Below are 13,074 nucleotides of genomic sequence, written 5' to 3'. Positions count from 1 at the left end.
TATGAAATCAATCATATTAAATGAATTTAAAAAACATATCGCAGTTAGTTCAAAAACAATGGAAGCAATTAGTGACCTCATTGAAATTGCTGCTAATATTTGCATTAATAGCCTTAAAAATGGAAATAAAATATTACTAATTGGTAATGGTGGAAGTGCTGCTGATGCTCAACATATTGCTGCAGAAATTATTGGAAGGTATAAAGAAGAGCGAAAAGGCTTACCTGCTATTGCATTAACTACTGATTCATCTGTGATTACATCTATTAGCAATGACTTTGGATACTTATCTGTATTTACTCGTCAAGTGGAAGCTCTAGCTAACAAAGATGATGTTTTGATTACTATTAGTACTGGTGGAAGCAGTCCAAATATAATTAGCGCATTAAAACTTGCCAAAGAGCTTGATTGTAGAACTATTGGCTTTAGTGGTAAAGATGGTGGCGCTTTTAATGATTTATGTGATGTCAACCTTGTAGTTGCCTCTGACGATACACCAAGAATTCAAGAAATGCATATTTTAATTGGACATACAATCTGTCAATTAATTGACAATGCATTCATTGATTCACACTAGACCATCAATTACATTAAGAACGTCTTTTGCCTTAATAAGTTTCATGCAATTATGGTGTTTTAATGGGCAACTCCTCTTCATACATGGCTGGCAATCCAAGGTTTTTTTTAGAACAAAGCTACTCTTGTTCATCCACTGTGATGTTTCATTATCTTTTGTTGGGCCAAAAATTGAAACAGTAGGAATTTGAAAACATGCTGCCAAATGCATTGAACCACTATCGCCAGTAATAAATAAATCAAGATTTGAAATATGATTCATTAGCTCAGAAATACTAGTATGAGCTGCCAAATTTTGATAGTTAGTAACTCCTTTTTCAATTAAAGTTTTTTCTATATCTCCTGCAATATCTTTTTCACTAGGTCCTCCAAAAATAACAATATCATATTCAATAGACAAAGCACTTGCAACATTTGCAAATTCATCAGGATACCAACGTTTGGCATCCCCATATGAGGCACCAGGATTAATGCCTAATATTTTATTTTTTCCAGATTTAATTTTTCTTACATTATGTAATATCAATTTACCTGGACTAGAATTAGAATTAACGCAATCATTAATGAAGTTATTATATTTTTCAACTTGATGCCCTTTAGCGTATTTTTTTTTATCAAATTGAAACTTACTTTTAGATGAGACACAAAACTTTATTAATTTTGAGCGAAGAGAGCCTCTAAAAGAAACAAATGCATCAAACTCACCAAGGTCCATTATTAGCTGAAATGTTTTTTTGAAAGTTTTGTCTAAAATATAAGTTTTAAAAACCCTAGGATGACCCTTAATCGCCTCAATTGCAACAGATGAGCCTATTAATGTAATTTCAGCATCATCAAAGTGATTCTCCAAATTTTCAATAGCTGGAGTAGCCATAACAGCATCGCCAAGCCAAGTAGGAAGCTCTATCAAAACCTTCATTTAACTAACTTATAATGTTTTTTACTTAACTCTAGACCGAATAACAATTCCAGTTTAATCATTTGTCGATGTTTTTTTTGTTTTGTATTTAATTGATAATTAGCATCAGCTAAATACACGCCCTTCTCTTTTGGAAGCCAATTTAATACGCAATAGGGATGAGTCCCAGTAAACTCTTTAATAATAGACTGATCTATTTGAGAGTAATCAATCTTACTAGGAGACTTGCCCCAATATTTTTGAACTTTTTGACTCTTTAGGTTCATTTGAGCCTCACTTCGAACCCACCCATAATGATAACAATAGGCGCCTACTTTTTTAGCCTTAGGATACCTTCCTTTTTTATTTCCATCGAGAACGAGCCAAAATAAGCCATCAGGAGCATATGACCTTACAGAGCTCTTAATGACTCTCGCTTCAGATCGATACCAGCCAGGTGATTCTAGAAAACTATTAGAGTTGCCATAAAAATGGTAAAAATCAAAAACTAAAGCCTCTACATTTGAGTCATTTAAATGCAATTTCATTGACTCTTTAATTTTTTCTAAATCATTTTCATGGTAGATCTCGTCGCCTTCAATATAGAAAAGCCAATCTCCAGTACAATTAAACTGAGCAATCATTTTTTGCTGTCCATAAACATAGCCCTTGTCTTGCATCTGATCATTCCATTTAGATTCAATAATTCTAATTTTTGGATTATCAATTGCACGAATTTGCGACAAGGTATCATCTTCACTTTCACCAATATTTATTACAAATTCATCAACAATTGACAAAATAGATTTTATCGACTCTAAAAATGGATAGCCTAATATTTGCCCATTTTTTATAAATGTAAATGCACTAATTTTCATTTTATTTTTTTAATTACCACTTCCAAATTTGAAGAAAGAACCCCTTTAGATTGACTTGAAATTGATCTTATAAATTTTTCAGTTAAAATATGCAAAAATAACCTTATCAATCTAGAAGGCATCTTAAGTATATTATGTCTAAAAATAAAAGGTCGTATATCTCCTCTATAAAATATTACCTTTAAATCTGAGTTATAGCACCAGTAATTAAGCTTAGGTAAAGTAACAATATTACAATGAGTTACATCGCCGTGCTGATTCCCAAGCCCTAAAGGACTTGAGCCATTTGGAAACCTTAAAAATATTGAGCCAGCTTCCTCTAAATGAACATTAATTTCTTTAAAAAACTCTTCAACTGCATCTGCATTAATATGCTCAATAACATCAAATAAAATTATTAAGTCATACTTAGTTTCTGTATCTATCTTATCGAGAGAGGTGTATGCTGAAAAATTATTATCAATAGCTAAATCAACTAAATTTTCATTTGACTCAATACCATCATAATTAAAGTTTTGACTAACTGCATAACCAAGAAATGCACCATTACCAAAACCAATTTCTAAAATTTTAGAAGACTTCTTTAATTTTAATAATTTCACAATATTATTAAAATAAGTCTCTTCTAATTGAGAAGTCTTACCGAAAGAGTCTGTATCCCAATTCTTCCAATCTATATATGTGTTATTTTTACTCATAACTATTTAAAAATTATTAATTATCTTTAATTACAATATTACCAATATCTTGGCTTACAAAAGACAAATAATCATTTAAATTTTCTTTTGTTATCTGTACCCCTATTCTTTGATTTTCAATTGGGACTCTTGGCTCAAAAACCTCTTGAAATATTATATTGCTAACTTGAGGCTTAAAATGCCAACCATTATCAATAAAATTATTTTCTTTTTGAGTAATATTGTTTAGCCCATAATAAGACCAAACCTGAGCCTCAGTATTATTAACTAAAGTCGATATGGCCGAAAAATATTTATTCTCAATATCTTGATATTTGGCGAATAAGTAATAAAAAGACGCATGCTTTGGCAAGATTATAAAAATATCGTCCTTTGTTCCTAATTTAGCTAATTTAACTACCTCTTCAGATGAATAAGATTCAAAATTTGAAAAATTACTTTTATCCAAATTATTTAATACCCCTGAACTATTTAAAGATAAATTAAATCTAAAATCAGAATAGCGAGAGTTTTGTTCTAAATGCTGTTTATTTAAATTCTCTCCTCTAAGAGATTTGATAGCATGTTGAATAGATCTAATTGTAATGTCGCTATTAAAATATTTATTAAAAAAAATACTGCCCTCTAATTCTTTTAAATATGCCTTATATCTGGCATTAATTTCACTATATTTCTCCCTGCTTTTATTTGAAGAAAAAACATCAAAACTATAAATAAAAAAATTACCCTGTTTTTTTACCTTTGATGCAAGAAGTCTATTTTCAGACAAAGTTGCACCATCGATTTTTATATTATGAGTTTTTTTACCTGTGATATTTTCTATTACTATAGGATTAACCCTTGCCATCCTTGAGCTGCCAATTAGGTAGTAATAGCCATCAGAATGAATCCTTGCATTTGCAACATTTGGCTTATTAAACATTGTTAAATTTTTAACAAATTTATCATCTCTAGATTGATAGCCATATGGATCAATTAGATAATTCATTACACTAAAAAGAAAAAGTGTTAATAAAAATGAAAGGAATATTTTTAGTGTATGTTTTTTATACAAAAATTACCCCTAAAAGTTAAAGTAAATAAAGTCAACATTTTTATCTAAATTCATTAAAGAAATAGTAAATATTGAGACAATAAAGAACACAATTTTATTATCAGGCTTGTAAAAACTTACTATCTCATTCGAATTTTTAAAAAATAAGCATATAAATAATGCTATAAGCAACCACAAAGTAATTTCAGTATCACTATTAAAGTTAGCAAAAACCTCGCCAATTACTATCTCATTTCCTTGCAAAAAAGAAATATTTAGAAAAATACTTGGCAATACTACTCCTGAAAATCCAAACATTCCTTTTAAAACCTTTATAGCATCTTCCCATTGCTCAGCTCTAAAAAATATCCAAGATATATTTATAAAGTTAAAGGTTACAAACCAAGCTACTAGTTTATTTAAGTTAACCCCAGTATTACACCAAATCCTATGACAAATAATCGCTAATGCATGCAGAGCCCCCCAAAAAATGAAAGTCCATCCAGCTCCATGCCATATTCCTCCAATTAAAAAAGTAGCAAGCAAATTACAATACATTTTGAAACTACCTTTTTTATTTCCACCAATAGGGATATATACATAATCTCTTAAAAACCTTGAGAGTGTTATATGCCACCTTTGCCAAAAATCTCTAATATTTATTGCTTTATAGGGACTATTGAAATTTAATGGCAATTTGATATTAAATAAAAGAGCAACACCAATAGCCATATCTGTATAACCAGAGAAATCAAAATACAATTGAAAGGTATAAGAAAGAGAAGTTATCCAAGCTTCTATTAGACTCAATTGCTCTAACACATCAAATCCATTTGAGGCCCAAATAGAGAAAGTATCAGCAATAACTACTTTTTTAAATAGTCCTATAGAAAAAATAAAAACACCTAAGTAAATATTCTTATAATTTATGAACTTATTTCTTTTTTTAGTAAATTGAGGCATCATTTCTTTATGATGCACAATTGGGCCAGCAATTAGCTGAGGAAAAAATGTGACAAAAACAATATAGTTAAGAAAAGTATGTTTCACAACATAACCTTTAAAACTATCGACTAAAAAAGCTATCTGCTGAAATGTAAAAAATGATATGGCTAATGGTAAAGTTAATCTTAAAAGAGAATAGTTAGTGTAAAAAACAAAGTTTATATTTTGAATGAAAAAATCACTATATTTGAAGTAGCCAAGCAATAATATGTTAAAAAAAAGGCCAAATATTAACAAGGTTTTTTTATACAAAGTCGACTTGGTCATTAAGAAGCTAAATGCATAATTAATGATTACTGAAAATAGAATTAATGGTAAATAGATGATATTCCACCAGCTATAAAAAAATAAACTAGCAAATGCTAAAGATCCAGTAGCTAGAGTTGTTAACCTTTTTTTATTTAAATAAAAATATAAACAAAAAGTCAATGGAAGAAATAAAAAAATAAACTCAAAACTACTAAAAATCATTATTTGGATATTCCTTATTTTTTATCGGATGCAAAGTTTATAAATACTAAATTTAAATAGCTCTATCTTTCACTTTTAATCAACTTCATTAAATCATTTGCATGAACTAAAATTGATTCTACAGAAAACCCTTCAAGACTCTTACTATTGGCTGAAAATACAGTTCTATTTAAATCACTCGTAGGTGCAAATAATTTATAACTTTCATCATTATTTTCATGAATGGTTATAACTGGTATATTAAAAGTTGACGCAATATGAGCAATGGCTGTATCTGGTGTAATAATTAAATGTAAATTATCAATCAACGCTGATGCATCAAGAATATTATTTGTCCTATAAGCTATTGAAACATAATCTAGCCTCATATTGACTAACATTTCTTTTACACTTTGCTCCTTCTGCGGAGTAGAAAGAATAATGATTTGAATGTTGCGATTTATTTTATGAAGACCTTTACATATATCTATTAATTCTATGTAATGAATTTTTTTACCTTTAACCGCGCCTTCTAAATTAATGCCTATTAATATTTTATTTGGGTACTGACTAAGAAAATTAATTGCTATATTTTTTTGCAAATCATCATAAAATATATCGTATCGTTTTGATTCAGGCATCACATTAAAAGGCTTTAGAGTAGCTAACCAAATATCTCTAAAATGATTATCTTTTGGTTTTTCAGTATAGTAATCATAAATTTGTAACTTAGAGCCATGTAAACCATATCTTCCAGTCTTCTCAACTGAAATAACCTTCTTAGGATTAATTATTTTTAATCTAATAATAGCATGCCTTACAACAGAATGATCAAACTCAAAACAAACATCTATTTTTTTCTTTCTCAACTTAAATAGTATTGGCAAATCTAAAAATATATTATTTTTATTATTTAAATAAATACTATCAATATAAGGATTATTTTTTAAAATCATATGATTAGCTTGACTAGCTAAAACGTTAATTTCAATGTTCGGATACGATTTTTTTAATTCCCTAAAAACAGGAGTTGTTATAACCATATCACCAATTCTGTCATAACGAAGCATTAAAACTTTTGAAGATTTTTTAACATCAAACTTAATATTTTTTTTCTTCGTGATACCACTTAGAAGCAATGCTTTCAAATAATTTGTAACTATCATAAAAACTTATTAATGCCCTGGTCGCACCAATCAAGATTTTCAGTCACAGCTTTTTGAAGAAGCTTATCATTTACTGCTAAAGCCTTTCTATCTGCCTCATCATGCCAAAGATGATATTGTATTGCTGAAAATTTAAGTGTTATTCGATTAATGCCTTTATTTAGTAATCTGACAATAAATTCACTATCTTCGCGACCCCAACCTTTGAATTCATTATTAAACCCATTAACACTAATAAAGTCTTTTTTAAAAAAGGACATATTGCAGGTTTTTATACCCTTTAAATAATTTTTTTTAGTTGAAAAAAACTTAGATAAAAAATTTGAGTGGATTGAATTGAAGCGATTATTCAAGCCACTAGATAAAAAATTAAAAACTAACTGATGTCTGATAATTACATCTTTTGTTTTTTTTTCTGTAAGTAGAGATCTAGAGCCTTGAATAAAAAAACCAAATTTAGCATTTTTGAGATGGTCAGCAACAAACTCTGGATGAAGAACCATGTCACCATCTACCAATATAATATAGTCACTTTTAGAAATTGATATAGCCTTATTTCTTGCTTCAGCAGCTCTGAAACCTAGATCCTCCTGAAAGGAGTGTATTATTTCTAAATTTGACTGTGAATTGAATTCAGAAATTAGATCTTTAGTTTGCACATCACTTCCATCATCTGCAATAATTACTTCAGAAGGAGGCAGTATTTGACACTCAACACTTTTAAGAACTAGTATTAAAGCTTCAGGACGGTTATAAGTAGTAACTATTAGACTGATACTCATTTATTTGTTAAAAAAACACTCAGTAATTGGGTAACATTTAACCACACATTGCTGCTTACAACTAATAATGAAAATTTCGGTCTATATTATTGCCTTTAATGAAGCTGATAAAATCAGAGATTGCATTAACAGCGTCTTATGGGCAGATGAAATTATTGTTGCTGACTCAAATAGTACTGATGGTACAACTGAAATTGCTGAAAGTTTAGGTGCTAAAGTTGTCCAGATACCCTTTAGTGGCTATGGAAACTTAAGAAATAAAGCGATTTCTTATTGCACTAAAGATTGGATTCTTAGCATTGATTCTGATGAAAGATGTACTGAAGTTGTAAGAGATGAAATATTATCTTTAATAAAGACTACCTCAATTGATATTTTCAAAATTCCCAGAAAAAACTATTTTATGGGTAAGTGGATAAAACACTCAGGCTGGTATCCAAACTATAGACAGCCTCAACTATTTAGATCTGGAAAAATGTCTTATGACTCTATGCCAGTTCATGAAGGCTATATAAGCCATAGTGATAAAAAAATTGGTGTTCTTAAAAATAATTTATGGCAGTTTCCCTTTAAAAATACTGAAGAAGTAATTTATAAAGCAAATCGGTACTCAACTCTTGGTGTGTCAAAACTACAAGACAGAGGAATAAATGGTAGTGTTCTTAAAGGCTTTATTCATGGAAGCTGGTCATTTATAAAACATTACATTTTTAAACTTGGTTTTTTAGATGGTGGTGCGGGGTTTGTTATAGCATTTGGAAACTTTGAAGGAACTTTTTATCGTTATGTAAAGTTATCAGAAGTTCAAGCTGATTGGAAGCCTCCAAAATCAAATATAATACAAAAAATTAATAAATGATTGCACCTATTATTATTTCTGGAGGAAGCGGAACAAGGCTCTGGCCTCTATCTCGAAAACTTCAGCCAAAACAGTTCATTAGCTTGGGTAATGATACTACTCTTTTTCAAGATACTATTTTACGTCTCCCCAAAGAAGCCAAAGATCCTATTATAATTTGCAATGAAGATCATCGGTTTTTAGCAGCCGAACAGCTTCGAGAAATTAATAAATTATCAACTGGAATTATTTTAGAACCTATTGGTAAAAATACTGCCCCAGCAATAGCGTTAGCTGCACTAAAACTTTATAGCTCCTCTGAGGATCCAATATTACTTGTGCTTCCAGCAGACCATATGATTGAAGATACACAATCTTTTCATGAAGCAATTAAAATAGCTGAAACTCTTGCAATTCAAAATAAACTTGTTACTTTTGGAATATTACCAAACAAGGCTGAAACTGGCTATGGCTATATTGAAGCTGAAATGAATTTAAACTCTAAATTCTATAATATTAAATCTTTCAAAGAAAAACCAAGCCAAACTAATGCTAACAAATACTTTAAATCTGGAAAATATCTCTGGAATAGTGGGATGTTTATGTTCAAAAGTTCAATATACCTTCAAGAATTAGAAAAATTTGCACCTGAGATTCTTGCTTGTTGTAAAAATTCTCTCAAAGATGAGCGGCAAGATCATGACTTTATTCGCCTTATAAATGAAGAGTTCTTAAAGTGTCCTGAACTTTCAATTGATTATGCAGTTATGGAGCATACTAAAAGCTCAGTTGTAGTTCCATTAGATGCAAATTGGAATGATGTTGGGTCTTGGGAAAGTCTAATGAGCTCTAAATTAAAAGATACTGAAGGGAATGTTGTTGAAGGCGACGTTATTCTGGACAATGTTGAAAATACATTTGCTTATAGTTCAAATAGATTAGTTTCAGCAGTTGGAGTTTCAGGTCTAATTATAGTTGATACAAGTGATGCATTATTAGTTACAAGTAAAGAATACTCTCAAAATATCAAAAATATTGTAGCTAAGCTGAAAGATCAAAATCGTCCAGAAGCTGTTAATCATCGTAAAGTTTTTAGACCTTGGGGATATTATGATTCACTTGATGTTGGTGATGGCTTTCAAGCAAAAAGAATTTGCGTTAAACCAGGTGAAAAAATTTCCCTTCAAAAACATAAACATAGATCGGAGCACTGGGTTGTAGTGAGTGGAACTGCAAAAATTACTTGTGGGGATAAAATTTACAATCTAGAAAAAAATCAATCAACATATATTCCTAAAGGGGAAGTTCATAGGCTTGAAAACGAAGGCGCAGTTGATTTAGAAATTATTGAAGTTCAAACAGGCGATTATCTAGGTGAAGATGATATCATTCGTCTTGAGGACGACTATGAAAGAGATTAAAGGCCTCATGGTATTTTGACAGAATGTCATTAACTGAAATTGTATTTACATTATTAGCATCATACAAACTAAAAGCTGAAGTGTTTTTTGTTAGTAACATTTCTGGAGTAAGTCTTGCCAAGAGAGCCAGCGTATTAGCATTTACTGCTGTCGCACCATGAAGCAAGCCTCCATCACAACATAAGAATAATTTTGATTTCCTAATTACTTCAATGGTCTGATTGAAAGTAAGTCTTGCAACAAAATTTAAAAAATTATGTTCTGAAAATTTCTTTATAATTTCTAATGATTGTTTTAACGCATTATCAGATCCAATTAAAATAATACCTAAGTCCTGATTCTGATCAATTATTTGTTCAATTACTTCATCCCATTTTGTATAAGTTTTATATGGCCATTCGCCGCCTAATGCAATAGCAATATAATTTTCAGCTACAATGTCATTAACAATTAACTTGTCAGGTTTTGAAATTGTTATAAAATTTTTTGCTATCTTATTAATTTCACTCTCATTTAAATTATTACCAAGTAAATTATTCATTTGATGGAAACTAAAAAGAATTCGATTCACTTCGGGTCCATTAAAATAACCAAACATTCCAACATAGGGTGACTTTGGAGCAATTAATGACTTGACCTTAATGCTCCTGGTACTATAAGAATCTAGAATGACAAGATTATATTTAATATCTTGCATCTCATTTATTTGAGAAAAAATATTATTGAAAATTTCATCACTCTGGTAAATATGTTTATTTTTTTTATTAGTAAATAAATCAACATTTTTATCTGAAAGCATCACCCTGCTTGATAAATCCATTAAGCTGTCCCCTAGGCTTGATGCAGATAAATTTATCCAAAGAATTTTATGATGACAAGGATGAATAGAAAAAGTTTCAAGATTTTTTTGGCCTTTTAGTACAATAAAAATATACCGTTTAAAAAATTTAATAAACCGTTGATAAATATTTTTTTTCTTTAAGTATTGTTTCGTATAAGTTGGAATTGCATATTTAAAAGGCAACTTATAACTTCTATTAAATACTAACATTTTTATACCAATAACTTACTTCATTAAAAATCTTTTCAGGCATAATGACATAAAGACACTCACTCCTTCCATTCTTATCATTGCAACCCGCTTTTCCACACGAAACACATGGAAATGATGCTTGAAAAATTGTTATATTATCATAAGTTTGAAGTGGGTTATTTTGTGTAGTTCCAGTTTTTAAGGCATTTGACCATGGAGACCACATAGATAAATTTGTAGGCCCAAAAATTGCAAAAATACGCTTACTCTGACTTGCTGCAATATGCGTATTGAGAGTATCCATACCAATGTATGCTAGAGCAGTTTGACTCAGAGCAATATACTCCTCTAGGCTTGTTTCCCCAATGAAATCATAAATATTTGGCAATGATGGTAGTTCATTTTTTATATTTAAATCAATCTGATTATTGGTTCCAGTAATTAAAATTGGCACATCTAGCGAATTAAGCAAAAAAAGAAATCTATCCCTCAGATGTTTTGGATAAATTTTGTATAAATACTGTGCAGAAGGATGGAAGATAATATACTTATTTATTCCTTTTTTCTTAAGCATACTTCCAACAATTGAATGAGTCTCGGCAGAACTTTTGATTGGCTCTTGAATCTTTTCATGGTTAATATTTAATAAGTTTAAAGGCTCTAAATTATTTAACAATATGTGCTTTGATGAGTCAAAATAGTAATAAAAAGATAAAAAATATTTTTTCCACCAAGATTTTGCATGATTTTTTTCAACTGCACTTATTGATTTTTTACTAGCTAAAAGAGCATAGATAACACTTCGATCACTTGATGTCAAATTAACACTTAAATCATATTTTCTAAATATAGATGCAATAAGGTTTTGCTCTTGCTTAAATCTACTTGATTGTTTTTTTAGATATGAAAAAGTATAAATATGATTTATAAAAGGCAAAATTTTTGCAACTAGAATCGTATCGTCATTAACCAATATATCAATCTGTGGTTGATTAAAATTTTCAAACAAAGCCTTAATAAGAGAAAGACTTAATAAAACATCACCATTCGATCTTTGAATGATCAGTAAAATTTTATTAGTATTCTTTGAAGTCATTGTATATAAAAGAACTAAAAAAAACGTATAGTAAAGTTGTGTAATGACCAAGGAGATAGCTTTCTCCAAACATAATTAAAAGAAATAGCAAAGGAAGAGTAATTCCAACATCCCTCATAAACCTGCTAGGAGATTGAAAAGACTGCTTAATTTGATAATAAAAAATTGATAAAAAACTTAGCAGTCCTAAAAGTCCAAACTGAATAACTACTAAGTTATACATATTGTGTGGATTATCAGTTCTAATAAAGTCACGGTTGGCATTCATGATGCTGACTTTCAAAAATTCATTAGGAAAATCTCCTGTACCAACTCCTATGAAAGGGTTTTTCTTAATAATATCAAATGAATTAACCATATAATCAATTCTTTTTCCTACAGAAGTATTGGAATTAATTTCATATGTCACTACATCATTAATCGCAGCATTAACTCGATTTTCAAATAATGTGCTAGATTGATAAGCAATAAAAAATATCCCAGGAATTAGAATTGAAATAGTAATTAGTGATTTAATTTTTTCAGCTTTGAAAAATTGAAATATCAATATAGCAATCATAGCAAAAAACATTACGTGTCCTGAACGTCCTCCAGTAATAAACATATTAATAGTCATAGTTGTTGCAAAAAAACTATACATAAAAAACTTAAATTTATCTAAGTCTTTGTTCAAAAACATTTCATGGGCCACTAAATATATTGCAAAAGCTAAAATAGGATTATATGAAACATGGCTCATAAAAGGAACTGGGTTAGAGACACTGGCCATCTTGAAAGGTGGAATAATTTCAAACCATATTAAGTAAGAGACCAGCTCTGAAAAGCTTATAGCTACTAAAAAAGAAGTAATGTAGTATTTGATGTATTTTTTTTGTACAATTGTATAAAGAACTGGAAGTAGAAGAATAAAATACCACATTTTATGGAGCATCTCAAAACCCCATTTCAAATCTGAAGTCCAAATTAGGCCAACAACATGTAAAAGATAAAATAATCCACTTGCAATTAAAAATTTACTGCTGATTATCTTACGATATTTCAGCTTATAGTTTCCAGAAAAAAGCCATATTAAAACTATTAAAACAATAATTAGGTTAGCCCCAAATACTGTTAAAGGAAGAAGGAAGGCTAAAAATACTAATAAAAATTGATAGACCTTGCTTAAGAAAAATTGTTCTTTCATACCTTCCTTTATTTAAA

Annotated in this window: 13 protein-coding genes; 3 read left to right on the top strand and 10 right to left on the bottom strand. The window is 29.6% G+C overall.

Annotation, left to right across the window (positions count from 1 at the left end):
• Position 1: 1 nt before the first annotated feature.
• On the top strand, positions 2–577 hold the full coding sequence (gmhA, locus tag ABXT51_RS01695; protein ID WP_416695857.1) for a D-sedoheptulose 7-phosphate isomerase: 576 nt from the start codon (positions 2–4) through the stop codon (positions 575–577).
• Here gmhA and ABXT51_RS01690 read toward each other — a convergent pair.
• From ABXT51_RS01690 to ABXT51_RS01660, 7 genes are all read right to left on the bottom strand, one after another.
• Positions 569–1,495, bottom strand: coding sequence for a glycosyltransferase family 9 protein (locus tag ABXT51_RS01690; protein ID WP_416695856.1), 927 nt, complete (start codon positions 1,493–1,495; stop codon positions 569–571). The genes gmhA and ABXT51_RS01690 overlap by 9 nt on opposite strands.
• Complete coding sequence (locus tag ABXT51_RS01685; RefSeq protein ID WP_416695855.1) at positions 1,492–2,352, bottom strand: glycosyltransferase; 861 nt, start codon at positions 2,350–2,352, stop codon at positions 1,492–1,494. Before ABXT51_RS01685 ends, ABXT51_RS01690 begins: the two co-directional genes overlap by 4 nt.
• Complete coding sequence (locus tag ABXT51_RS01680; protein ID WP_416695854.1) at positions 2,349–3,050, bottom strand: methyltransferase domain-containing protein; 702 nt, start codon at positions 3,048–3,050, stop codon at positions 2,349–2,351. Before ABXT51_RS01680 ends, ABXT51_RS01685 begins: the two co-directional genes overlap by 4 nt.
• Positions 3,051–3,066: 16 nt before the next feature.
• A complete protein-coding gene (locus ABXT51_RS01675; protein ID WP_416695853.1) occupies positions 3,067–3,897 on the bottom strand; it encodes a hypothetical protein in 831 nt (276 codons plus the stop codon).
• A gap of 216 nt (positions 3,898–4,113) precedes the next feature.
• Positions 4,114–5,133 carry an MBOAT family O-acyltransferase gene (locus tag ABXT51_RS01670; RefSeq protein WP_416695852.1) on the bottom strand — a complete coding sequence of 340 codons (1,020 nt, stop codon included), beginning with the start codon at positions 5,131–5,133 and terminating at the stop codon, positions 4,114–4,116.
• A 488-nt stretch (positions 5,134–5,621) separates the two neighbouring features.
• The gene (locus tag ABXT51_RS01665; RefSeq protein ID WP_416695851.1) at positions 5,622–6,704 is read right to left on the bottom strand and encodes a glycosyltransferase family 9 protein; all 1,083 of its coding nucleotides are present in this window, start codon (positions 6,702–6,704) and stop codon (positions 5,622–5,624) included.
• Positions 6,701–7,486 (bottom strand): glycosyltransferase family 2 protein, encoded by a 786-nt coding sequence (locus ABXT51_RS01660; protein ID WP_416695850.1) that lies wholly within the window; start codon positions 7,484–7,486, stop codon positions 6,701–6,703. The genes ABXT51_RS01665 and ABXT51_RS01660 overlap by 4 nt, the downstream gene beginning before the upstream one ends.
• Positions 7,487–7,553: 67 nt before the next feature.
• Between ABXT51_RS01660 and ABXT51_RS01655 the strand changes: the two genes are divergently transcribed.
• Both ABXT51_RS01655 and ABXT51_RS01650 read left to right on the top strand, forming a co-directional pair.
• A complete protein-coding gene (locus ABXT51_RS01655) occupies positions 7,554–8,345 on the top strand; it encodes a glycosyltransferase family 2 protein (protein WP_416695849.1) in 792 nt (263 codons plus the stop codon).
• Positions 8,342–9,745, top strand: coding sequence for a mannose-1-phosphate guanylyltransferase/mannose-6-phosphate isomerase (locus ABXT51_RS01650; protein WP_416695848.1), 1,404 nt, complete (start codon positions 8,342–8,344; stop codon positions 9,743–9,745). Before ABXT51_RS01655 ends, ABXT51_RS01650 begins: the two co-directional genes overlap by 4 nt.
• Here ABXT51_RS01650 and ABXT51_RS01645 read toward each other — a convergent pair.
• The 3 genes from ABXT51_RS01645 to ABXT51_RS01635 form a co-directional block, all read right to left on the bottom strand.
• Entirely contained in the window at positions 9,711–10,565 is an 855-nt protein-coding gene (locus ABXT51_RS01645) for a glycosyltransferase family 9 protein (protein WP_416695847.1), read from the bottom strand. The genes ABXT51_RS01650 and ABXT51_RS01645 overlap by 35 nt on opposite strands.
• A 217-nt stretch (positions 10,566–10,782) precedes the next feature.
• The gene (locus tag ABXT51_RS01640; protein ID WP_416695846.1) at positions 10,783–11,874 is read right to left on the bottom strand and encodes a glycosyltransferase family 9 protein; all 1,092 of its coding nucleotides are present in this window, start codon (positions 11,872–11,874) and stop codon (positions 10,783–10,785) included.
• Entirely contained in the window at positions 11,855–13,057 is a 1,203-nt protein-coding gene (locus ABXT51_RS01635) for an O-antigen ligase family protein (RefSeq protein ID WP_416695845.1), read from the bottom strand. Before ABXT51_RS01635 ends, ABXT51_RS01640 begins: the two co-directional genes overlap by 20 nt.
• Between the last annotated feature and the right edge of the window lie 17 nt (positions 13,058–13,074).

Origin of the sequence: Candidatus Pseudothioglobus sp. Uisw_050_01 (assembly GCF_048085775.1) — a bacterium.
Lineage (GTDB): Bacteria > Pseudomonadota > Gammaproteobacteria > PS1 > Pseudothioglobaceae > Pseudothioglobus.
Note: the sequence above shows the minus strand (reverse complement) of the source record. Positions and strands in the feature narration are given on the sequence as shown.